Origin of the sequence: Serratia sp. CY81684, from assembly GCF_052166595.1 — a bacterium.
Taxonomy (GTDB): Bacteria; Pseudomonadota; Gammaproteobacteria; order Enterobacterales; family Enterobacteriaceae; genus Serratia; species Serratia nematodiphila.
The window spans coordinates 1,298,959-1,319,975 of record NZ_JBJNOO010000001.1 but is presented as its reverse complement, the minus strand read 5'-3'; the positions used below and the strand labels follow the sequence as shown (position 1 = coordinate 1,319,975).

Sequence of the window (21,017 nt, the reverse complement as noted above, 5' to 3'; positions counted from 1 at the left end):
AATTGGATTTTGGGTTTGGTCAGCCAGGTTTCAGATCTCGCCCACAATTGCCAGATTGAAACCTCACTGGGTATACAGAATGGAACGCATACCTTCTCAGCCGCATTCGGCTAAGCGAATAGTATCACTAAAATTGTTCCGGATAAATAAAGCGCCGCCGCCCTCACACTTTCGCTTCATTCGGCGCAAAAACGGTCTTCATGTAGCTGAGGGTGGCCAGCAGGCACAGGCCGTAGCCCAGCAGTTCGCAGCCCTCTTCCACCATGTTTTTCACCACCCGGTTGTAACCATCCAGCATCAGCGTTTGCCACAGCGCGCTCATGCCGAACAGGCGTGAAAACACCAGAATGCACAGCAGACCGGCGCACATCATGCCGTAGCCGGGATGCGTCACGAAATCGGCCAGGCCGCGCACCGTCGCCGCAATGTGCCTGGCGGCATGGCATAGACAGACCAAGGTGACCGCCAGCGCGAACCACACCCAGGCGCCGTGCCACAACGCATCGAAAGCGAAGTCCATCTCGCGGATCAGCATGCAGAGAAAGAAGCCGCCGACCAGCATCCAGGCGGAGCGGCGTTCCGCCTGCCGCCAGGCCGCGGCGAAAAAACCGCCGGCGATGGCGAGCAGCAACAGTTCCTGCGCCGCTTCGGTCAGCGAGGTTTCATGCACGAAGTTATGCAACCAGTGCACATCGATAAACACCAGGCCGACCAATGCCGCCATGAAGGCGGCGGAAAGCGCGAATGCGCTGATTTTCCCCAGTAAAAGTTTCAACTCGTCTTGCATAATCAATCTCATTATCGTTTTAAAGCGCGCCTATGGTAGGCAGCTGAGCCTGCGGGGTGTAGCAATTGGTGCTGAACGTCGGCCTTTACCGGCCAATTGCGGCGAAAAAGGCCATAAAACACAAAAATTGTGCATTTTTTCTGAGCGCCGCTCGTTTTTCAGCCTGCGCTCATCATGGGTGCGCGGTATTAACGACGTTATAGGGGCTGATGCATTTTGGTGCGCGTTCGGCGCCGCGGGCGATTGCGGTCAACGACGCCCCGTTGGGATGTGAGGATGAACCTGAGCTCGCCGGCGAGTGCAACGGCAATGATGAAACGCCGGCCGACGGTTAATTAACGTTACGAGCTATCCCCATTGCCGCCAGGCACGCGGCAGGCTAGGCTGTTTAGCTCGTAGGCCGCCGCCTGGCGGCCTGAACGTTGCACAGGGAGTCTACTTTATGACGGGTATTTTGCAGTTATTCCAGGCCATCGGACTGGGTTTGGTGCTGCTGTTGCCGCTGGCCAACCCGCTGACCACGGTGGCGTTGCTGCTCGGCTTGTCCGGTAATATGACGCGCGAAGAGCGCAATCAGCAGTCGCTGATGGCCTCGGTTTATGTGTTCTGCATCATGACGGTGGCGTTTTACGCCGGGCAGGTGGTGATGAACACTTTCGGTATTTCGATCCCTGGCCTGCGCATCGCCGGCGGCCTGATCGTCGCCTTCATCGGTTTCCGCATGCTGTTCCCGCAACAAAGCGCCGATGAGGCGCCGGAGGTGGAGAGCAAGTCGCACGAGCTGCGCCACAAGACATCGGCCAACATCGCCTTCGTGCCGTTGGCCATGCCGAGCACCGCCGGGCCGGGCACCATCGCGATGATCATCAGCTCGGCGTCGAGCGTCAAAGCGAACACGCTGGGTTTTGAACCCTGGGTGCTGGCCGTGGCGCCGGTCGCCATCTTCCTGACGGTCGCGGTGATCCTGTGGGGCTGCCTGCTCAGCTCCGGCGCCATCATGCGCCTGGTGGGGAAAAGCGGCATCGAGGCGATCTCGCGCCTGATGGGCTTCCTGCTGGTGTGTATGGGGGTACAGTTCATTATCAACGGCGTGCTGGAGATCATCTCCACCTATACGCCGGCCGCCTGATCACACAAAACGGGCGCGATCGTCGCGCCCGTTGCCGTTATTTCCCCATCGGCGCCTGCGCGCCCAAAATGCCCTTGCCTTCCGGCACTTCGGTAAAGCGGCTGAGGATCTCGCTGTAGGTCTTGGCCGGATCCAGATCCGGGAACTGCGCCGGGTAGATAAACTTCGCCAGATACTCCAGCCCCACGATGTTGTACGGATGGTTGTAGAAATTATGGTAGATGCCGTAGAACCGCCCCTCTTTCACCGCCGACACCTGCGCGAAGCCCGGGCGCTGTTTCATGCGGTTGAAAGCCTCATCCACCTGTTGCTGCGTCACGCCATAGCCGAACGGCACCGCGGCGTTGGTCTTGCTGGCCCACTGTGAGCCGGAAACAATGTAGGCGTCCGGTTTCATGGCGATCACTTTTTCCAGCGCCACGTCGCCGGTGGCGCCCGGCAACAGCGCAGAGCCGATGTTGCGCGCGCCGACCGCCTCGACCAGCGCCCCCCAGCCGACGTGCGCATGGGTGAAGCAGCAGGACTCCAGCCCATTCAGGCCAGCCTTGGCCTCGAAAAACACCCGCGGTTTGGGCTCCACCGCCTGCGTTTTGGCCAGAATGGCCTGATAATGCTGCTGATAATAATCGGTATATTGCTTGGCTTCGCTTTCGCGGTTGAGGGTTTCCCCCAGCAGCGTCACGCTTTTCGGCGTGTTCTCCACCGGCTTGAGCATGGTATCGATGAACAGCACCGGCACGTTCAGCGCCTTCAGCTTATCCAGCACGCCGGTTTGGCTCAGCGAAGGCTTGGAGCGCAGCTGGGCGATCATCAGATCGGGCCGCTTGGCGATCACGCTCTCCAGGTTCACTTCACCCTTATCGCTGAATCCCATATCGATGATGTTTTTCGCCCCCGGCCATTTGCTCTGCAAGATATCCCAGGTCGCCGCATCGCTTTTCTTCAGCAGGTTATTCCAGGCCACCAGCCGGCCGAACGGATTGGCGCGATCGAGCAGCGCCAGCGTGAGAATGTCGCGCCCGTCCTGCACCACGATGCGTTTCGGCTCTTGCTGGAGGGTGATCGTCTGGCCGGACGTGTCGGTCAGCGTCAGCGGATAAGTGGTGGCCATCGCCGGAGAGGCGAGCAAGGCGGCGCAAACCAGCGCCGGCAAAGTGATTCGACGGTGCACGAAAAACTCCTTAGTCATGAATACATTCAGAAAATACTAATGAGAATGGCTTGCATTATCAAAGATAACGCCCGGCATGTCGGCGATTAATTGCAAAGGGATGTGTAAAGGAAGGATAAGAGGCGCGCCGGAAGCGGCGCGCCCAGGGGATCACATCAGGCCGTAGATCAGCGCCGACAGCGCAATCAGGCCCATCACCAGCACGAATACGTTGCTCGCCGCGCGGTACTGGCGCATGGCCGGCACCGCACGCACGGCGTACATCGGCAGAATGAACAGGATGGCGGCAATCAGCGGGCCGCTGATGGTTTCGATGATATGCAGCGCGCTGGGGTTCCACACCGTCGCCGCCCAGGTGAGCAGGAACAGCGACACCGCCGAGATGCGGTGCGTCATGCGCGAGCTGAGCGGCTTGCCGACCGCGCGCGTGACGCCGTCGATCAGGCTGGTCGCCCCTTCCGTCACCCCCAGCGAAGTGCCGAGATAGGATTTGGCCATCGCCAGCATCGCCATCACCGGACCAAGGTAGGCGATCAGCGGGTTGGAGAACTTGTTGGCCAGCGTAGTCAGCACCGTGATGTTCTGCTCTTTCGCCTGCAGCATGTCTTCATGAGACAGGCTCAGCACGCAGCTGAACACGAAGAACAGCACGGTAACGCAGATCAGCACATAGCTATAGCGCATGATGCGCGCGCAGCGGCGTTCCGCCTTGTCGCCGTACAGGCTCTTCTGGGTCGAGGCGAAGGAAGAGATGATCGGCGCATGGCTGAAGGAGAACACCATCACCGGCACGGCCAGCCACAGCGAATGCCACAACCCCGGCGTGTCGAAGCGGGTGGCGGCCAGGCCGTGCACGAAGTTGGCGGTATTCCAGCTCGGCATCAGATAGAGCGAAATGCCCATCAGGAACACCAGCAGTGGGAACACCAGCATGCCCATCGCCGCCACGATGCTGTCTTTGCCGCGCAGCAGCACCAGATTGAGTACCACCACCACCGCCAGGCTCAGCCAGATGCGCGGCAGCGGGGCCACGTGGAACTGATGGATCAGGAAGCTGTCCAGCGCGTTGGTGATCGAAATGCTGTACACCAGCACGATCGGGAAGAACGCCATCAGATACAGCATCATGATGATTTTGCCGGCCAGCACGCCGAAGTGTTCCACCACCACATCGTGAATGTTGCCGTCGCGGCTGGAACCGGAAAGCACGAAGCGGCTGAGCGCGCGGTGCGGCAAATAGGTCAGCGGGAAAGCGAACAGCGCCATCAACAGCAACACCAGCGGGCCGTTCAGGCCGGCGTTGATCGGCAAGAACAACGTACCGGCGCCCACCGCAGTCGCATAGAGACCGAACATCCAGACGGTGTCGGTTTTGTTCCATTTGGCAGGCTGAGCGGCCGTCAGCGTGCCTGAATCGGGAGAAATCGTACTCATGAGACAGTCTACCTTAATCTGCGGCGACAACGATTGCGCCTAACGGGATATCCTTCTCCGCGAGTTTTTTAATAATAATCAGTGAATTAAAGCGATATTTCATACTTACGCCTGATGAAAGGACGGCAAAGGATAATGAAAAATCCGCTGCGGGTCTATGTTTTATCGGCTGAATGAACGATTTGCGAACACAATCTGCTGAAAAAGCAGGCGACAGCAGAAAAACTAAGGGCCCCTTGCGGAGCCCTTAAACGGTTTACTTCTTCGCGTCCGGATGGTCCGGCACCTCGGCGCTGCCCATCTCCTTCTCGTCGCGGATCATCGAGCGGTCTTTACGCACGTCGGCCACGTCGGAGGCGCTCACCGGCTTGGCGCTGTTGCCCCAGCTGGAACGGATGAAGTTCACCACGTCCGCCACCTGCTGATCGTTCAGACGCCAGCCGAACGGCGGCATGGTGATGTTGGATACCGCACCCTGCACCGCCGGCGTGGTGTTGCCGGTCAGCACGATGTGGATCAGCGAGGTCGCGTCCTCGGTCTGCACCACCGGATTGCCCTTCAGCGACGGGAAGGCGCGCTTGTAGCCCACGCCATCGGTGCGGTGGCAGGCCGCGCAGTTATCGACATACAACGCCGCGCCTGGCTTGCTGTCGTCGCCACGCCACAGATCCTTGGCCACGCTGTCTTCGACCGGCGCCGCCTGCTGCTTGCCGTCTTTCGGCGGCAGCGATTTCAGGTAGCGTGCGATGGCGGTCAGATCGTCGTCGCTCAGGTATTGCAGGCTGTGTTCCACCACGTCGCTCATGCCGCCAAACACGATCGCCTTGTCGTTGCGGCCGGTTTTCAGGAACTCGGTCAGTTCGGCTTCGCTCCAGCTGCCCAGGCCGTCCTTACGGTCACCGCGCAGGCTGGAAGCGACCCAGCCGTCGATCGGCGCGTTGCTGCCGGACAGGTAGTCGTCGCTGTCGCTGTTGCTCAGCGCTTTTTCCTGCATGGTGATGCTGCGCGGGGTATGGCAGGCGCCGCAGTGGCCCAGGCCTTCCACCAGATAGCGGCCGCGCTCAATCACCGGATCGGCCTTGGCGTCGGCGACGAAGTCCGCCGGCGACGGCGCGAACATACCGCGCCAGATGCTCAGCGGCCAGCGCATCGACAGCGGCCACGGGATGTCGGAGTCCTTGTTGGCCTGCTCCACCGGCTGCACGCCGTGCATGAAATAGGCATACATGGCGCGCATGTCGTCCTCTTTCACCAGCGCGAACGACGGGTACGGCATCGCCGGATAGAGCGTGCTGCCGTTTTTGGCTACGCCCTTACGCACCGCGTTGTCGAAATCCTCGAAGCTGTAATCGCCGATGCCGGTTTTCTTGTCCGGCGTAATGTTGGTGGAGTAGATGGTGCCGATCGGCGTCTCCATCGCCAGACCGCCGGCGAAGGTCTTGCCGCTCTTGCCGTCGGTATGGCAGGCCACGCAGTCCCCGGCGCGCGCCAGGTATTCACCGCGCTTGATAAGCTCGCTGCTGACGGTGGCGTCCTGCGCCCAAACGGAAAAACTCACTGCACTGAGAACCAGTGCCGGTACAAATGCTTTCATCGTTCGCCGTCCTTATGCCTGCACCAATGGGCCTGGGTTTTTCAGATACTGCTCGCGAATGGCGCGGGCAGACCAGTAAGCCAACGCCGCCACGGTGCCGGTCGGGTTGTAGCCCAGCCCCTGCGGGAAGGCCGATGCGCCGATCGAGAACACGTTGTGCACGTCCCAGCTCTGCAGATAACGGTTTACCGCGCTGGTCTTCGGATCTTCCCCCATCACCGCGCCGCCGTTCATGTGGGTGGTCTGGTAACTGGTGGTATCGAAATGGCTGTTGGCGTTTTTCGGGCTGCCGGCGATCAGTTTCGGGTTCATCGCCTTGGCGATCGGCGCCATCTTGTCGTACATGAACTGCGCCATTTTGATGTCGTTCTCCTGCCAGTCGAACGTCATGCGCAGCAGCGGCTGGCCGAACACGTTCTTGTAGTTGGGATCGAGATCCAGATAGTTGTTGCGGTACGACTGGTGCGCGCCGTGGGCGTCCATCGAGACGTGATGGGTGTAGGCATCCGCCACCGCCGCTTTCCACTTGCTGCCCCAGGCCGGGGTGCCCGGCGGGGTCGGCAGGCCGGAGATCGGCTTGGTGCCCGCCTGGTTGACCCAGAACGGCGAACCGCCGACGAAGCCTTCTTTGGCATGATCGAAGTTGTCGGCGTTGAAGTCGTCCACGCCCACGCCATTGCCGCCGGCGCCGATGAACGGGTTGGTGAACACGTCTTTATCGAAGAACGCCTTGATGGTGGTCATGTTCTGGTAGGCGAAGTTGCGCCCGACCACGCCTTCGCCGGTCACCGGATCGTAAGGCTTGCCGATGCCGGACAGCAGCATCAGGTGCACGTTGTGGAACTGGAATGCGCCCAGGATCACCAGATCGGCCGGCTGTTCAATCTCGCGGCCCTGCGCATCGACGTAGTTCACGCCGGTGGCGCGGGACTTGTCATCGGTCAGGTTGACCTTCAGCACGTTGGCGTTGGTGCGCAGCTCGAAGCGTTTCTCCATCCGCAGCGCCGGCAAGATGTTGACGTTCGGCGAGGCTTTGGAATACATGTAGCAGGCGTAGCCGCTGCAGAAACCGCAGAAGTTGCATGGACCCATCTGCGCGCCGTACGGGTTGGTGTAAGAGTCCGAGGTGTTGGCGGACGGCAGGTTGTAAGGGTGGTAACCCACCTCCAGCGCCGCTTTCTCGAACAGCTGGGCGGAGTAGGTGTTTTTCTGCGCCGGCAGCGGGAAGTCGCTGGAGCGATCCGGCGCAAAGCGGTTACCGCCCTTCTGCGCCACTTTCTGCCCCTTGATGGTCCAGGCGGTGCCGGAAGTGCCGAACACTTTCTCCGCTTTATCGAAGAACGGTTCCAGCTCGTCGTAGGTCACGCCGAAGTCCTGGATGGTCATGTCCTTCGGAATGAAGTTTTTGCCGTAGCGCTCTTCATAGTGGCTGCGCATGCGCAGTTCGATCGGATCGACGCGAAAATGCACGCCCGACCAGTGCAGGCCGGCGCCGCCGACGCCGGTACCCGGCAGGAACGCCGCCAGCTGGCGATAAGGCACCGCAGTCTGGCTGCTGTTGTGGCGAATGGTGACGGTACTTTTCGACAGATCCTGGAACAGTTTGCGCCGGATGTTATAGGTCAGCTCGTCGATCACCTGCGGATAAGAACCGTCCGGATAGGTGTCGCGCATCGGGCCGCGCTCCAGCGCCACCACGTTGAGGCCGGCCTCGGTCAGCTCTTTGGCCATGATCGCGCCCACCCAGCCGAAGCCGACGATCACCGCGTCTACTTTTTTCATTACCGTTGCCATGATTAGCCCCTCTCCCCACGAATCGATACCGGTGGGAAGGGATAACGTTCCCCTCGCTCAACCCAGTCCATAAAATCGGCGCGCGCGCCCGGAAAATTAATCAGCTTCCAGCCAACCATGTCTTTGTTACCGCCATGGATCGGATCGCTGAAGAAACCTTCACGGGTGTTTTGCAGCAGATAGGAGAAGAACAGTTTCGACGGCAACTGCTGGAATTCCGCCTCGCCGGATTCGAACTTTTGCAGCATGGCGTCTTGCTGCGCGCCATCCAGTTCGGCGAAGGGCTTGCCGGCGGTTTTTTTGCTGTAGGCGTCGGCGTCAGCGATGCCGAGATTGTAGATCTGCTTGGGCACCAGCGGCAGCTGATAGCCCATCTCCTTCGGCACATCGGGGTTGAACGGCCCCTGCATGTACCAGATGGAGCCGGTGGCGTACGGTGTGTTCATCTGACGATCGATAAACTCCGGCACGCCGGCTTCCAGCGCGCCGGGGCCGCGATCGTCGGCCGGGATCAGGCGCGCGACGGCGGCCTTGATGAAGGCCCACTCTTCCGGGGTGAAAAAGGTCGGTTGGTAATCGTTCTGCGTTGAATTGTTCGAGGCAGCGACCGCCGGTGTCGGTGCCGTCAGCGCGCCAACGCCGCTGCCACCAATTACCGCCGCAGGAATTAAGGTCATCGATTTCAACAAGAAATCGCGCCGCGAATTGTTGGTTTTATGATTCGACATGTCACATTCCATCCAAAGATAGTCACAACTATTTAACCGCAACCTTGCGATCGATACGGGTTTTTAAAATAATTTGTTACTTATTTGTATATTTATTGAAGGTCAGAATGCGCGCAAAAGCAAAAATGTTACCGGTAACTTATTGAATGAACGTAAAGATTTATCTGCTAACGTAAATTTAACTTTTTGTGCGGTTTTTTCGATAAGCGGTGAGGAAATAACGAAAAATGAGAGGTGTGTCGCGCTCTAAAGCGACAACGGAAAGCAAATCGGCCGCGTTTTGCGGCCGATTCGACAGGATGAAGGGCTACTGCGACATCGCCTGATAGGCGGTGGTCACCTTCCACAAATAGCGCGGCGCCTGCGGTGCCGGGTGCTTTTTCTGGATGTGCTGATAAAACTCATCCGGGCTCATCTGATTGATGCGATTGACCGCCACGCGCTTGTCCGAAGAGAAGGTGCGCAACATGGCGCCCGCCCCGTTCACGTACGAAACGATGGTGGCGTAACGCAAAGTCTGTGGATTGTTGATTCCGGCTAGCTGCTGGCTTTGAAGAATATTGATATAGGCCGTTCCCAGATCAATATTGACCGCCGGATCCTTCAGCTCACGCGAGCTGGGTTGCCCGCTTCGTCCCTTCATGCGATAGGCGTCGCGGCCGGCGGTAGAAGCCTTAAGCTGCATCAATCCCACTGCGTTCGAGGTGCTGACCACGTTCGGGTTAAACCCGGACTCCACCTGAATAATCGCTTTAATCAGCGTTTCGTCAACGCCATAGTTGCTGGCCGCCTGACGAATGTAATCGTTATAAGCAACCGGGGTGCCCGTGCGGTTTACCGGTGCCTGCGGAGGGGGTTTTAACCAACCGCCGCGCGTTGTGCCACTGCCTGAAATATTGCTTGCCGTTTGCGGGTCTTTGGCGCACCCCGACAAAAGTAAAATTGCCGTAAGGCAACCTATTTTTGTTTTCACAGAATCCCTCACTCCTTTCAATGAGTTGCGTAGCATATACAACTTGTAAGGACACCTGCAGTAATTTTTTGGGCTAATCTCAAGCTATCCATATACCAAGAGGTGATTTATGAGTCAATCTGCAACAAGCTGCTTTGTGGTGACTTTTCGCTATCAGGAAGAGGGATTAACCGACCTGGCCAAGCTGACCGGGCAATTGACGCGCGAGGGTTTTGTCACGTCGGTGACAGACGAAAATGGCGTTCACCACGAACTCGGCAGCAACAGTTTTGCGTTCATAACCGTGCTGGATCAAGAGGATGTACTGCGCCTGGCGCAGGGGTTCGGGCAGTTGGCATTGGGAAAACAGCCGGAGGTGGCGATATGCAGCTGTGAGGACTACCTTCAGCGGTTACATACTGATACATAAAATGCTATAACTCCCCGGACGGTATTATTTTTCAGTTGGAGAAATACCCCGCCGGCGGTGGGCAAGTGGCGCTTGACTTCGCTTCAATTGATATTGATAATCATTTTCATTTGAACCAGGAGACGTCATCATGCCATTGATAAGTTGCGCTTTTCGTCGCAGTCGCCCTTCCCGCTCTGCCGCATTGTTACGCCCTTTCATGCTCGCCTGCCTGCTGCTCGGCGCCGCCTTGGTCAGCCAAAACGCGCTGGCGGAAAAAAAGCTGCGCGTGGTGACCACCTTCACCATCATTCAGGATATCGCCCAGAACGTGGCCGGTGACGCCGCCGTGGTGGAATCCATCACCAAGCCGGGCGCCGAGATCCACGACTATCAACCGACTCCGCGCGACATCGTCAAGGCACAGCACGCCGACCTGATCCTGTGGAACGGCATGAACCTGGAGCGCTGGTTCCAGCGTTTCTTCGAAAACATCAAACAGGTGCCGGCGGCGGTAGTCACCGAAGGCATTACCCCGCTGCCGATCCGCGAAGGGCCCTATAACGGCAACCCGAACCCGCATGCCTGGATGTCGCCAAGCAACGCGCTGGTGTATATCGAGAATATCCGCAAGGCGCTGGTGGAGCACGATCCGGCCAATGCGGAAACCTATAACCGCAACGCCAAGGCCTACGCAGAGAAAATCGGCGCGCTGGACGCCCCGCTGCGCGAACGCCTGGCGCGCATTCCGGCCGCACAGCGCTGGCTGGTGACCAGTGAAGGTGCCTTCAGCTACCTGGCGCAGGACTATCAGTTGAAAGAGGTTTATCTGTGGCCGATCAACGCCGATGAGCAAGGCTCGCCGCAGCAGGTGCGCCGGGTGATCGACGCCGTGCGCGCCCACCATATTCCGGTGGTGTTCAGCGAGAGCACCATTTCCGACAAGCCGGCCAGGCAGGTGGCGAAAGAAACCGGCGCCAAATACGGCGGCGTGCTGTACGTGGACTCGCTGTCCACCCGCGATGGCCCGGTGCCGACCTACATCGACCTGCTTAACACCACCGTGCAAACCATCGCCAAAGGATTCGATCAATGACCCATGAACCGTTTGTCCGCCCTGAGTTGAACGTGGACGACGTCACCGTAACCTACAACAACGGGCACACCGCCATCCACAACGCCAGCTTTACCCTGAGCGGCGGTTCGATCTGCGCATTGGTCGGCGTCAACGGCAGCGGCAAATCGACGCTGTTCAAAAGCATCATGGGCCTGGTCAGGCCCACCGCCGGCCAGGTGTCGCTGAGCGACAAGCCGGTGGCGGACGCGCTGAAAAAAAACCTGATCGCCTACGTGCCGCAGACCGAAGACGTCGACTGGAACTTCCCGGTGCTGGTGGAGGACGTGGTAATGATGGGCCGCTACGGCAAGATGAACTTCCTGCGCATTCCGTCACGTGAGGACAGGTTGCGGGTCGACAAGGCGCTGGAGCGCGTCGGCCTGAGCGAGCTGCGCGGCCGGCAGATCGGCGAGCTGTCCGGCGGCCAGAAGAAGCGCGTATTTCTGGCGCGCGCGCTGGCGCAACAGGGCACGGTGCTGCTGCTGGATGAGCCTTTCACCGGCGTGGATGTGAAAACCGAGAATGCGATTATCGAGCTGCTGCGCGCGCTGCGCGACGAGGGCCATCTCATTTTGGTCTCCACCCACAACCTCGGCAGCGTGCCGGAGTTTTGCGATCGGGTGATCCTCATCAACCGCACGGTGCTGGCCGCCGGCCCGACCGAAACCACCTTCACCCAGAGCAACCTGGAGCAGGCGTTCGGCGGCGTGCTGCGCCATATCAACCTTTCCGGCCCGGATCTGCACGACGACAACGATCCGCGCACCGTCACGGTGTTGACCGACGATGAACGCCCGGCGGTGTTCTACGGCCACACCAAAAGCGATCCGCCGGCCAACAGCCAGGCCAGGGAGAAACAATCCTGATGCTGGACCTTCTGCTGCAACCTTTCAGTTACAACTACATGGTGAAGGCCATCTGGGTCAGCGCCATCGTCGGCGCCGCCTGCGCGTTCCTGTCCGCCTACCTGATGCTGAAAGGGTGGTCGCTGATGGGCGATGCGCTGTCGCACTCGGTGGTGCCCGGCGTGGCCGGCGCCTACGCCCTCGGCCTGCCCTACGCCGCCGGTGCCTTCTTCACCGGCATGCTGGCGGCGCTGGCGATGACGCTGGTGCGCCACATCACCCGGCTGCGCGAAGACGCCATCATCGGCTTTATCTTCTCCACCTTCTTCGCCGTCGGCCTGCTGATCGTGTCGCTCAACCCCACCTCGGTCAACGTACAGTCGATCATCTTCGGCAATATCCTCGGCATCGCCGACGAAGACGTGCTGCAGGTGGAAATCATCATCGGCGTTTCGCTGCTGATCCTGTGCCTGGTGTGGAAAGATCTGCTGGCGGTGTTCTTCGACGAAAGCCACGCGGTGTCGATCGGCCTGTCGCCGCTGAAGCTGAAGATCCTGTTCTTCACCCTGCTCAGCGCCTGCACCGTCGCCGCGCTGCAAACCGTCGGCGCCATTCTGGTGATCGCCATGGTGATCACGCCGGGCGCCACCGCCTACCTGCTGACCGACCGATTCAGCCGGCTGGTGATCATCGCCATCATCATCGGCGCATTGACCAGCGGCATCGGCGCCTACCTGAGTTTCTTCCTCGACGGCGCCACCGGCGGGGTGATCGTCACCCTGCAAACGCTGGTATTCCTGGCGGCGTTCTTCTTCGCGCCGAAACACGGCCTGCTGGCATCCCGGCGCCGCGTGGCACATTCGCAAACCGGAGGCCGCTGATGGACACCCTGTATCAACTGCTCAGCGAACCCTTCGCCTACCCGTTCATGCAGCGGGCGATCGTCGCAGCCATCGTTACCGGCGTGGTGTGTGCCGTGCTCTCCTGCTATCTGGTGCTCAAGGGCTGGTCGCTGATGGGCGACGCCATCTCGCACGCCGTCTTGCCCGGCATCGTAGTGGCGTTCGTGGTCGGCATCCCGCTGGCGATCGGCGCCTTCCTCTCCGGCATTTTTTGCGCGGTAGCCACCGGCTACCTGAAAGAGAACAGCCGGGTGAAAGAGGACACGGTGATGGGCATCGTCTTTTCCGGCATGTTCGCCTTCGGCCTGGTGCTGTTCTCGCGCATCGATACCGACCAGCACCTGAGCCACATTCTGTTCGGCAACATGCTGGGCATTACCGACGGCGAACTGAAGCAAACCCTGCTGATCGCCGGCATCACCCTGGCGGTGGTGCTGCTCAAGCGCAAAGACTTCATGCTGTACTGCTTCGATCCGCACCATGCGCGGGTGATTGGCCTGCCCGTCAAGCTGCTGCACTACGGATTACTGTGCCTGCTGGCGATGACCATCGTCGCCTCGCTGCAGGCCGTGGGGGTGATCCTGGTGATCGCCATGCTGATCGCCCCCGGCATCATCGCCTTTATGCTGTGCCGCCGCTTCGACCGCATGCTGATGGTGGCGACGGTGGTGTCGGTGTTCTCCTGCGTGCTCGGCACCCTGATCAGCTTCCACATCGACGGCGCCACCGGCCCCTGCATCGTCATCGTACAGGCCGCGTTGTTCGTTATCGCCTTGTTATACAGTAAATTGCGTCCGTTACAGGGTAACCCAAACGCCCCCATTGGCAGTTAAACGCCCCTCTGATGCGGCGGTGCTCCCCGCCGCATCCTCTCCTCCCCCTCGCTTATCCGTTGTCATCAAGTTGCAACCGGTATTGCGCTTAAATTAATCAATAGGGTATATACTTTGAGCTGGCGAGGCGTTGAAAAAATCGCCGCCTTTGACGCCGGCTGTGCGCCGCGTCGTGTTTTCACCACGGGAAAGACGCTAACCTAATGAATTATCAGGCAGCACAGAGGGGGACATACCATGTGGCAAGCCGTTAGCCGTCTGTTAAGTGAACATCTTGGCAGCGCAGAGATACGCGAAAGGATTGAACTGCCCGGGGGCGACATTCACCCGGCGTGGCGCGTGAGTTACGGTGACAACGAGGTGTTCGTGAAATGCGACGCCCGTGAACAACTGCCGATATTCACCGCCGAGGCCGATCAGCTGGCGTTGCTGGCGCGCAGCAAAAGCGTGCGGGTGCCGGAAGTGTACGGCGTCGGCAGCGATCGCGACTACAGCTTCCTGCTGCTGGAGTATCAGCAGTTGAAACCCCTCGACGCTCACGGCGCCTACTGCCTGGGCCAACAGCTGGCGCATTTGCACCAGTGGAGCGAGCAACCGCAGTTCGGTCTCGACTTCGACAGCGATCTGACCACCACCCCGCAACCCAACGCCTGGCAACGCCGCTGGTCGGAATTCTTCGCCGAGCAGCGCATCGGCTGGCAGCTGCAGCTGGCGGCGGAAAAAGGCATGACCTTCGGCGACATCGACGACATCGTCGATCGGGTCTATCTGCGCTTGCAGCACCACCAGCCGCAGCCTTCCCTGCTGCACGGCAACCTGTGGCCGGGCAACTGCGCGATGACCGCCCACGGGCCGATACTGTTCGATCCGGCCAGCTACTGGGGCGACCGAGAGTGCGATTTGGCGATGCTGCCGCTGTATCCGGAGCTGCCGCCGCAGATCTACGACGGCTATCAGAGCGTGTGGCCGCTGGGGGCCGGATTTATCGAGCGCCAGCCGCTGTATCAGCTGTACTACCTGCTCAACCGCAGCAACCTGTTCGGCGGCCAGCATTTGGTGGCTGCGCAACGTGCGGTGGAGGCGCTGTTGCAGCCGGAAGCGTCATAACGTTCCGGGGCGCCGAGCGGCGCCCCGTTCATGGTTCAGGCCGCGCCGGCCAACTGCCCCAACAGGCGGATCACGAACCAGGCGATCACCGCAATCACGATCGGCAGGATGTACAGCGGAAAGTACTGCAGGAAAATGGTGTGGTGCGGCAGCGTGATGCGTTCCTCCAGTTGCTGACGCGTGTGCCCTTCGCTGCCTTTGGCCTGCTCCAGGATCATCTGATCTTCCAGTCCTTCGCGAATGAACTTGACCTGGCGCGACATGCGCGCGCCGGAAGCCTGCAATGCCAGCCCGACGAAGATCAATATATAGATGATGATGAACATCAAATTGGCGCCGCTGAACAGGCTTTTATCCACGTCCGGCACCGGCGAGTTGTACCAGAAAAGGTTCAGGAACGGCGTATTGAAACGCACCATGTCCACCATCACGTGGACAAAATCCAGCATCACTGCGTTGATGCCCTTGGTTTTTTCACTGTGCTGATAGATAAAGCCCAGCACGGAAATCAGCGTCGACAGCAACGCCGGGATAAAAACCACCCATCCGAGAATGCGTTTCAAAATGGCGATACGCCCGGCCTGTTGATACGTCATGTGTTCCCCTTGTTAGCGACGTAACCGAATCGGCTAAGTCTACCTGCAGTTGGCGAAACTCGCCCACCGTTTTCTTCATTCCCGCTGTGCTACAAGCTTAGCCGAATTCGCCGAAATCAACTGCTTAACGACATCGGGGCACTATCATTGAAGAGATAACGTTATCCGTTTAGCCAGAGGCCGCCATGATTCGACTGATTATCTTATTGCTGGGCGCGCAGGCGCTGCACGGCCAGCGCCGCCTGCTGGTGCTGTTCGGTTGGCTGTGGATAGCCGCAGGGGCGCTGATGCTGTTCGACATACTGCAGGATGGCCGGTCGGTGCTGGCGCTGGATGCGCTGGCGGTCATCCTGGCGCTGGAGGGGCTGGTGGCGATATCCGCCGCGCTGGTGATCGGCTCTTCGGCCAGCAGGCCGGTGCTGCTGAAAGGATTGGGTTTTGTCTTTATGGCCTTTTTAATGCTGGACGTGCCCGCAGACGATAACATCGTCGCCACCGTGGTGTTTGGCAGCGCGCTGCTGCTTGACGGCGCCGTGCGCATCGCCTCCTCCACGGTGATTCAGCACAATCGATGGAAAGCCGTAGCGCTGGCGGGCGGCGGCGAGATCCTGCTTTCGTTGATGATTTTTGTCGGCTGGCCGGCGCCGCATCGGATGACGGTGCCCTTTTGCCTCGGCGTGATGATGGTGCTTTCCGGCTGGGCTTTATTACGTATCGCCCGCAGACTGACAAACTTCTCTCTGAATCAGAACCCCGCGCGGCAGCCACCGCACCCGGAGGATGAGACTGCGCCGCTCACGGTGTATGTCTGGACACCGATTGGCGCGGCGAAAGATCCGCGCCGGCGTTACATCGTCGACCGATACATCGCGGCGGTCGACGGCGGCGGCAATATCTCCACCGGTCACGCCGCCCTGGCGCTCGCGCCGGACGTGTATATCAGCCACTACCCACTCAACGACATCAGCCATTCCGTTCAGGATTTCCGTCAGTTGCTGCACGCCGGCGAACAGAACAACGTCGACGGGCGTTTCCTGCCCGACCTGGCGGGCGAGATCGCCGCCTGGTGCCCACCGGACAAGAAAATTCAATTCTACCGCTATAACCCGGCGGCGCTGCGCGCATTCTGGCTGCGTTATCGGCAGGACGCCACCTACAATCTGACCCGGCGCAACTGCTCGACCACGGTCATCGGCGCGCTCGACAGCGCGTTGGAAGGCGTGCTGGGCGATAAACATTTGTGGCGCCGTTTTCTGCTACTGGTGCTGGATCCCAACCTGTGGATGCTGGCAGTTCTGCGCAGCCGCGGTGAAAGCATGACCTGGACGCCGGGGTTGGTGCTGGACTATGCGCGCATGTTGCAACAGGTTTCCGAGCGTCAACACCAGCGCTGGTGGCTAAAATTGCGCGAGGTGTGGAATATCCTGCGTTTTGGCAAAAGCCACACGCGCAGGCAAAGGTTTTAGTCTCGTCACCGGCGATGATAAAGTGTCGGGCACATTCACTCGCGCCGGCAGGAGTTAACCGCTAATGGCTTATTCGCAACGCATTGAAACCGCAATTTTTGATATGGACGGCTTGTTGATCGACTCGGAACCGCTGTGGCTGCAGGCCGAGCTGGATATCTTCGGCGCGCTGGGCTTGGATCTGTCCGACCGTCACAAGCTGCCGGACACGCTGGGGCTGCGCATCGATCTGGTGGTGAAAATGTGGTACCAGGCGATGCCGTGGCAAGGGGTTACGCTTGAAGAGGTGTCGGCGCGGATTATCGAGCGCGCCATCGAGCTGGTGCACGAGACGCGCCCGCTGCTGCCGGGCGTTCAGCAGGCGCTGGAGCTGTGCCGCAGCCAGGGACTGAACATCGGTCTCGCCTCCGCCTCGCCGCTGCACATGCAACGGCAGGTGCTGAAGATGTTCGATCTTGAAGGCTACTTCGATCAATTGGTTTCCGCCGAATACCTGCCGTACAGCAAACCGCATCCGGAGGTCTACCTGATCGCCGCCGAACGCCTGGGCAGCGATCCGCTGCGCTGCATCACGCTGGAAGACTCCTTTAACGGCATGATCGCCACCAAGGCCGCGCGCATGCGTTCCATCGTGATCCCGGCCGCCGAATACCGCCACGACCCGCGCTGGGCGCTGGCGGATCACCAGTTGGAGACCCTCGAACAGCTCACCCCTGCCCACTTTGCCTGATTCTGCGGCGCCGGCCACCGGCGCTCTGGGTTTGCCGCTCTGCGGCATAAAAGGGATCCGCACCGCAAAATAAACGAAACACCGTTTCATTTTATTGAATTGGCGTGACGTTCTCATTATGCTGCATGGCAGGGAAAGCGACGGCCCGCAGCGCGTTGTCACTGCCACGCAGCGCGCTTCAAGGCCGCCGCTTCCTCCCGCCGCACGCCGTAAAACCGCGCTCGTTGCTTTCCGTTTCACTCCCCCCATTGCCCGCTTTTTGTCCTCGCCCGTCAAAATCGATGATTTGTTACCCATTGCCGTAACAAGCCGTTGTAAAACAGGGGAAAATAAACAATTGGTTACAGGGTAACTGCTTCCACTACTGGGAATTTTCCCATATACTGGATAAATTAACAGTTTACCAGCCGGGATCGCAACAGCATGACCGCGGAAGGACACCTTATATTCTCTGTCGCTTGCGCGATCTTCGCCAAGAAGGCGGAAGTGACGCCAGAGCTGGCTACCGGCGACTGGTGGCACATCATACCCGCCGCGCTACTGACCTCGCTGCTGCCGGACATCGATCACCCCAAGTCGGTGCTGGGCCAGCGCCTGCGCTGGATTGCCCTGCCCATCGCCCGCGCCTTCGGCCACCGTGGTTTCACCCACAGCCTGCTGGCGATCGCCGGCGGCATGGCGCTGTTCCAACTGGACGTACCGCGCAGCTGGCCGATCCCGGCCGATGCGCTGCACGCCATGATCATCGGCTACTTCAGCCATCTGTTGGCCGATATGCTCACCCCCGCCGGCGTGCCGCTGTTGTGGCCATGCCGCTGGCGTTTTCGCCTGCCGCTGCTCAACTCGCAAAAAGGCAACCAGCTGGAGCGGGTGCTGTGTCTGTGCCTGGTGGCGTTTGCCATCTGCTGGCAAGGTGATTTCACCCTGCCGGTGCAATCCTATGTCGAGCAAATCAGAAATATCAGACTCTGATCACAAAAAACCGCCTAACACATCACCTTGATGTATATAAAACGAACAAAAACACACAAAAAGCTATATCAAATTCCATTTGGATATAAGTAGGCCACTCAGCAAACTGTTACGATATTTACATCGCGACATACGTGATGCGTAGTCGTTTTTATAAGAAAGATTATTGGAGACATTGGGGATGAATCTTCCGCTCGTGATTAACGTGCTGGTATTTGTCGCGCTCCTTTTGCTGCTGGCGCAAACCCGCCACAAGCAATGGAGCCTGGCGAAAAAAGTGCTGGTCGGCCTGGTGGTCGGCGTGGTGTTCGGTCTGGGCCTGCAGCTGGTGTACGGCGCCGATAACCCGGTACTGAAAGAATCCATCAGCTGGTTCAACATCGTCGGTAACGGCTATGTGCAACTGCTGCAAATGATCGTCATGCCGCTGGTGTTCGCCTCGATCCTGAGCGCGGTGGCCAAGCTGCATAACGCCTCTTCGCTGGGCAAAATCAGCGTCCTCACTATCGGCACGCTGCTGTTCACTACGCTGATCTCGGCGCTGGTGGGCGTGCTGGTCACCAACCTGTTCGGCCTGACCGCCGAAGGCCTGGTGCAGGGCGCGCAGGAAAGCGCGCGCCTGACGGCGATCCAGACCAACTACGTGGGTAAACTGGCCGATCTGACGGTGCCGCAGATGGTGCTGTCGTTCATCCCGAAAAACCCGTTCGCCGATCTGACCGGCGCCAGCCCGACCTCGATCATCAGCGTGGTGATTTTCGCCACCTTCCTCGGCGTGGCGGCGTTGCAGCTGCTGAAAGACGACAAGCCGAAAGGCGAGCGCGTGCTGGTGGCTATCGACACCCTGCAGGCCTGGGTGATGAAGCTGGTGCGTCTGGTCATGAAGCTGACGCCGTACGGCGTGCTGGCGCTGATGACCAAAGTGGTCGCCGGTTCCAACATTCACGATATCGTCAAGCTCGGCAGCTTCGTGGTGGCCTCGTACATCGGCCTGGCCATCATGTTTGTGGTTCACGCTGTCCTGCTGGCCTTCACCGGCGTTAACCCGATGAAGTTCTTCCGCAAGGTGTGGCCGGTGATCACCTTCGCGTTCACCAGCCGCTCCAGCGCCGCCAGCATTCCGCTGAACGTGGAAGCGCAGACCCGTCGCCTGGGCGTGCCGGAATCCATCGCCAGCTTCTCAGCATCGTTCGGCGCCACCATCGGCCAGAACGGCTGTGCGGGCCTCTACCCGGCGATGCTGGCGGTGATGGTGGCGCCGACCGTCGGCATCAACCCGCTGGATCCGGTGTGGATCGCCACCCTGGTCGGCATCGTCACCATCAGCTCCGCCGGCGTGGCGGGCGTGGGCGGTGGTGCCACCTTCGCTGCGCTGATCGTGCTGCCGGCGATGGGCCTGCCGGTGACGCTGGTCGCGCTGCTGATCTCGGTCGAACCGCTGATCGACATGGGCCGTACCGCGCTGAACGTCAACGGTTCCATGGCGGCGGGCACCATCACCAGCCAGCTGATGAAGCAAACCGACAAAGCCGTGATGGACAGCGAAGACGAAGTCGAATTAGCGCATCGCTAACGCCGTCTCAGAACGAAAAAACCGGGGATAATCCCCGGTTTTTTTACGCCCCGCGTTCGGTCGTTACGGCCGCTCGCCGCTCGCCAACCGCCGGTTGATATCAGCGATCGCTGCCGGCAATTGCGCCAGCGTGTCTATCACATAGTGCGCGCCCGCCGCGTACAGCTTATTGGCGGCGGCCGTGCGACGGCGCTCGATCTCCCCTTGCGGCATTTGGCGATATTCCTGCCAGGTGGCGCCGAACTCGTTGCCGGACAGCGCCAGCCCGACGCTCCACATCCCGGCGTTCAGCCCTTCGGCAATGCCCGGCACCGCGTCATCCACCTTCACGCAATGCGCCACCGCATCGATGCCCAGCGCGATCGCGTTCTGCAACGCCATCCACGGCCCCGGTCGGCCGCCGGCTGCAAGATCGTCGGTGGCGACCCAATAATCCGGCGCGTAGCCGCGCTCTGCGGCGGCGGGCACCAGCACCTCCATCACCGCGCGCGGATAGCCGGAGCAGGAACCGATTTTAATGCCCTGTTCGCGCAGAGCGGCGATCGCCTGCGGCACGCCCTCGATGGGATCGGCGAAGTCGATCACTTTAGCGATTTGCAGCGGCATAAACGCCTGATACAGCGCGTCAATGTCCTGATGGCTCATCGAGCGTCCCAGCTTCTGCCGCCAGCGCGCATCGACCGCCGGCAGCTTGCCCAGTGCCTCGATGTGCTGCCATTTGCCGAGCCCCATCGGAATGCGCGCCTCCGCCAAGCTGATGTCGATATCGAAGGTTTGCTTGAACGCCTCGACGAAAATCTGCGTCGGCGCAAAGGAGCCGAAGTCCACCGTGGTGCCGGCCCAGTCGAGGATTACGGCGTTGATCTGTTTCATGGTCA

Annotated in this window: 20 protein-coding genes; 11 read left to right on the top strand and 9 right to left on the bottom strand. The window is 59.9% G+C overall.

Annotated features, from left to right (window positions below; all coding sequences use genetic code 11):
* Positions 1–163: 163 nt before the first annotated feature.
* Entirely contained in the window at positions 164–787 is a 624-nt protein-coding gene (locus ACJ8QF_RS06555; RefSeq protein ID WP_048323154.1) for a hypothetical protein, read from the bottom strand.
* 442 nt (positions 788–1,229) lie between these two features.
* On the opposite strand from ACJ8QF_RS06555, the gene ACJ8QF_RS06550 reads away from it, so the two are divergent.
* Positions 1,230–1,916, top strand: a complete 687-nt coding sequence (locus tag ACJ8QF_RS06550; RefSeq protein ID WP_004931428.1) for a MarC family NAAT transporter — start codon at positions 1,230–1,232, stop codon at positions 1,914–1,916.
* 37 nt (positions 1,917–1,953) lie between these two features.
* On the opposite strand, the gene ACJ8QF_RS06545 is transcribed toward ACJ8QF_RS06550, so the two are convergent.
* The 6 genes from ACJ8QF_RS06545 to ACJ8QF_RS06520 form a co-directional block, all read right to left on the bottom strand.
* Positions 1,954–3,087 (bottom strand): ABC transporter substrate-binding protein, encoded by a 1,134-nt coding sequence (locus ACJ8QF_RS06545; RefSeq protein ID WP_049186298.1) that lies wholly within the window; start codon positions 3,085–3,087, stop codon positions 1,954–1,956.
* A gap of 150 nt (positions 3,088–3,237) precedes the next feature.
* Positions 3,238–4,521, bottom strand: a complete 1,284-nt coding sequence (locus tag ACJ8QF_RS06540) for an HAAAP family serine/threonine permease (RefSeq protein ID WP_171453889.1) — start codon at positions 4,519–4,521, stop codon at positions 3,238–3,240.
* 256 nt (positions 4,522–4,777) lie between these two features.
* On the bottom strand, positions 4,778–6,115 hold the full coding sequence (locus ACJ8QF_RS06535; RefSeq protein WP_074054383.1) for a c-type cytochrome: 1,338 nt from the start codon (positions 6,113–6,115) through the stop codon (positions 4,778–4,780).
* Positions 6,116–6,127: 12 nt separating this feature from the next.
* Positions 6,128–7,909 carry a GMC family oxidoreductase gene (locus ACJ8QF_RS06530; protein ID WP_074054384.1) on the bottom strand — a complete coding sequence of 594 codons (1,782 nt, stop codon included), beginning with the start codon at positions 7,907–7,909 and terminating at the stop codon, positions 6,128–6,130.
* A gap of 2 nt (positions 7,910–7,911) precedes the next feature.
* Positions 7,912–8,637 (bottom strand): gluconate 2-dehydrogenase subunit 3 family protein, encoded by a 726-nt coding sequence (locus tag ACJ8QF_RS06525; protein WP_442537367.1) that lies wholly within the window; start codon positions 8,635–8,637, stop codon positions 7,912–7,914.
* Positions 8,638–8,944: 307 nt separating this feature from the next.
* The gene (locus ACJ8QF_RS06520) at positions 8,945–9,610 is read right to left on the bottom strand and encodes a transglycosylase SLT domain-containing protein (protein WP_004931439.1); all 666 of its coding nucleotides are present in this window, start codon (positions 9,608–9,610) and stop codon (positions 8,945–8,947) included.
* Between the two features lie 109 nt (positions 9,611–9,719).
* On the opposite strand from ACJ8QF_RS06520, the gene ghoS reads away from it, so the two are divergent.
* The 6 genes from ghoS to ACJ8QF_RS06490 all read left to right on the top strand — a co-directional run bounded on the left by ghoS (position 9,720) and on the right by ACJ8QF_RS06490 (position 14,802).
* A complete protein-coding gene (ghoS, locus tag ACJ8QF_RS06515) occupies positions 9,720–10,019 on the top strand; it encodes a type V toxin-antitoxin system endoribonuclease antitoxin GhoS (protein WP_015377688.1) in 300 nt (99 codons plus the stop codon).
* A 130-nt stretch (positions 10,020–10,149) separates the two neighbouring features.
* Positions 10,150–11,094, top strand: a complete 945-nt coding sequence (locus ACJ8QF_RS06510; RefSeq protein ID WP_031300483.1) for a metal ABC transporter substrate-binding protein — start codon at positions 10,150–10,152, stop codon at positions 11,092–11,094.
* On the top strand, positions 11,091–11,981 hold the full coding sequence (locus tag ACJ8QF_RS06505) for a manganese/iron ABC transporter ATP-binding protein (RefSeq protein WP_004931446.1): 891 nt from the start codon (positions 11,091–11,093) through the stop codon (positions 11,979–11,981). The genes ACJ8QF_RS06510 and ACJ8QF_RS06505 overlap by 4 nt, the downstream gene beginning before the upstream one ends.
* A complete protein-coding gene (yfeC, locus tag ACJ8QF_RS06500) occupies positions 11,981–12,841 on the top strand; it encodes an iron/manganese ABC transporter permease subunit YfeC (RefSeq protein ID WP_015377686.1) in 861 nt (286 codons plus the stop codon). Before ACJ8QF_RS06505 ends, yfeC begins: the two co-directional genes overlap by 1 nt.
* On the top strand, positions 12,841–13,695 hold the full coding sequence (locus ACJ8QF_RS06495) for a metal ABC transporter permease (protein WP_076740287.1): 855 nt from the start codon (positions 12,841–12,843) through the stop codon (positions 13,693–13,695). Before yfeC ends, ACJ8QF_RS06495 begins: the two co-directional genes overlap by 1 nt.
* 237 nt (positions 13,696–13,932) lie before the next feature.
* Positions 13,933–14,802 (top strand): fructosamine kinase family protein, encoded by an 870-nt coding sequence (locus tag ACJ8QF_RS06490; RefSeq protein WP_004931452.1) that lies wholly within the window; start codon positions 13,933–13,935, stop codon positions 14,800–14,802.
* 35 nt (positions 14,803–14,837) lie between these two features.
* Here ACJ8QF_RS06490 and ACJ8QF_RS06485 read toward each other — a convergent pair whose 3' ends face one another.
* On the bottom strand, positions 14,838–15,398 hold the full coding sequence (locus ACJ8QF_RS06485) for a YniB family protein (protein ID WP_004931453.1): 561 nt from the start codon (positions 15,396–15,398) through the stop codon (positions 14,838–14,840).
* Positions 15,399–15,583: 185 nt separating this feature from the next.
* Between ACJ8QF_RS06485 and ACJ8QF_RS06480 the strand changes: the two genes are divergently transcribed.
* The 4 genes from ACJ8QF_RS06480 to ACJ8QF_RS06465 all read left to right on the top strand — a co-directional run bounded on the left by ACJ8QF_RS06480 (position 15,584) and on the right by ACJ8QF_RS06465 (position 20,139).
* Positions 15,584–16,864 carry an HdeD family acid-resistance protein gene (locus tag ACJ8QF_RS06480; protein WP_442537366.1) on the top strand — a complete coding sequence of 427 codons (1,281 nt, stop codon included), beginning with the start codon at positions 15,584–15,586 and terminating at the stop codon, positions 16,862–16,864.
* A gap of 64 nt (positions 16,865–16,928) precedes the next feature.
* Positions 16,929–17,594, top strand: a complete 666-nt coding sequence (hxpB, locus tag ACJ8QF_RS06475) for a hexitol phosphatase HxpB (protein WP_048323136.1) — start codon at positions 16,929–16,931, stop codon at positions 17,592–17,594.
* A 423-nt stretch (positions 17,595–18,017) separates the two neighbouring features.
* On the top strand, positions 18,018–18,566 hold the full coding sequence (locus ACJ8QF_RS06470; RefSeq protein ID WP_004931456.1) for a metal-dependent hydrolase: 549 nt from the start codon (positions 18,018–18,020) through the stop codon (positions 18,564–18,566).
* Between the two features lie 181 nt (positions 18,567–18,747).
* Positions 18,748–20,139 carry an L-cystine transporter gene (locus tag ACJ8QF_RS06465; protein ID WP_060559577.1) on the top strand — a complete coding sequence of 464 codons (1,392 nt, stop codon included), beginning with the start codon at positions 18,748–18,750 and terminating at the stop codon, positions 20,137–20,139.
* Between the two features lie 63 nt (positions 20,140–20,202).
* Here ACJ8QF_RS06465 and phnX read toward each other — a convergent pair whose 3' ends face one another.
* Positions 20,203–21,012, bottom strand: a complete 810-nt coding sequence (gene phnX / locus ACJ8QF_RS06460; RefSeq protein WP_280630605.1) for a phosphonoacetaldehyde hydrolase — start codon at positions 21,010–21,012, stop codon at positions 20,203–20,205.
* Between the last annotated feature and the right edge of the window lie 5 nt (positions 21,013–21,017).

Coding starts and splice junctions, on each gene's coding strand:
- ACJ8QF_RS06555 (WP_048323154.1), bottom strand. CDS start 787: ATGCAAGACGAGTTGAAACTTTTACTGGGGAAAATCAGCGCATTCGCG.
- ACJ8QF_RS06550 (WP_004931428.1), top strand. CDS start 1,230: ATGACGGGTATTTTGCAGTTATTCCAGGCCATCGGACTGGGTTTGGTG.
- ACJ8QF_RS06540 (WP_171453889.1), bottom strand. CDS start 4,521: ATGAGTACGATTTCTCCCGATTCAGGCACGCTGACGGCCGCTCAGCCT.
- ACJ8QF_RS06535 (WP_074054383.1), bottom strand. CDS start 6,115: ATGAAAGCATTTGTACCGGCACTGGTTCTCAGTGCAGTGAGTTTTTCC.
- ACJ8QF_RS06530 (WP_074054384.1), bottom strand. CDS start 7,909: ATGGCAACGGTAATGAAAAAAGTAGACGCGGTGATCGTCGGCTTCGGC.
- ACJ8QF_RS06525 (WP_442537367.1), bottom strand. CDS start 8,637: ATGTCGAATCATAAAACCAACAATTCGCGGCGCGATTTCTTGTTGAAA.
- ghoS (WP_015377688.1), top strand. CDS start 9,720: ATGAGTCAATCTGCAACAAGCTGCTTTGTGGTGACTTTTCGCTATCAG.
- ACJ8QF_RS06510 (WP_031300483.1), top strand. CDS start 10,150: ATGCCATTGATAAGTTGCGCTTTTCGTCGCAGTCGCCCTTCCCGCTCT.
- ACJ8QF_RS06505 (WP_004931446.1), top strand. CDS start 11,091: ATGACCCATGAACCGTTTGTCCGCCCTGAGTTGAACGTGGACGACGTC.
- yfeC (WP_015377686.1), top strand. CDS start 11,981: ATGCTGGACCTTCTGCTGCAACCTTTCAGTTACAACTACATGGTGAAG.
- ACJ8QF_RS06495 (WP_076740287.1), top strand. CDS start 12,841: ATGGACACCCTGTATCAACTGCTCAGCGAACCCTTCGCCTACCCGTTC.
- ACJ8QF_RS06490 (WP_004931452.1), top strand. CDS start 13,933: ATGTGGCAAGCCGTTAGCCGTCTGTTAAGTGAACATCTTGGCAGCGCA.
- ACJ8QF_RS06485 (WP_004931453.1), bottom strand. CDS start 15,398: ATGACGTATCAACAGGCCGGGCGTATCGCCATTTTGAAACGCATTCTC.
- ACJ8QF_RS06480 (WP_442537366.1), top strand. CDS start 15,584: ATGATTCGACTGATTATCTTATTGCTGGGCGCGCAGGCGCTGCACGGC.
- hxpB (WP_048323136.1), top strand. CDS start 16,929: ATGGCTTATTCGCAACGCATTGAAACCGCAATTTTTGATATGGACGGC.
- ACJ8QF_RS06470 (WP_004931456.1), top strand. CDS start 18,018: ATGACCGCGGAAGGACACCTTATATTCTCTGTCGCTTGCGCGATCTTC.
- ACJ8QF_RS06465 (WP_060559577.1), top strand. CDS start 18,748: ATGAATCTTCCGCTCGTGATTAACGTGCTGGTATTTGTCGCGCTCCTT.
- phnX (WP_280630605.1), bottom strand. CDS start 21,012: ATGAAACAGATCAACGCCGTAATCCTCGACTGGGCCGGCACCACGGTG.